Origin of the sequence: Chromohalobacter sp. HP20-39 (assembly GCF_033052815.1) — a bacterium.
GTDB lineage: Bacteria > Pseudomonadota > Gammaproteobacteria > Pseudomonadales > Halomonadaceae > Chromohalobacter.
Genome location: NZ_JAWHTP010000294.1, coordinates 1 through 358, shown reverse-complemented (window position 1 = coordinate 358; position 358 = coordinate 1). Strand labels below are relative to the sequence as shown.

Genomic DNA, 358 nt, shown 5'->3' with positions numbered 1-358 from the left:
GTCGCCTTTGCCAAACTCAACGGCGATTTCGAAGACCGCGACACCGTCGTGCTGGGCGGCTCGACCGACAACGAGTTCGTCAAGCTCGCATGGCGCCGCGAGCACAAAGACCTCGACAAGCTCAACCAGTGGTCCTTTGCCGACACGACCGGTGCCCTGATTGATCAGCTCGGCGTGCGCGAACATGAGGCCGGCGTTGCATTGCGTGCAACGTTTATCGTCGACCCGGACAACGTCATCCAGCACGTGTCGGTCAACAACCTGAACGTGGGCCGCAACCCGGATGAAGTGCTGCGCATTCTCGACGGCCTGCAGACCGACGAGCTGTGCCCGTGCAACCGCGCGGTTGGCGGTGCCA

1 protein-coding gene is annotated in these 358 nt (G+C 62.6%); it reads left to right on the top strand.

Annotated elements, in window-relative coordinates; translation table 11 throughout:
- Positions 1 to 358 (top strand): redoxin domain-containing protein (locus RVY79_RS18055; RefSeq protein WP_317465902.1); only part of this gene is annotated, 358 nt, incomplete at both ends.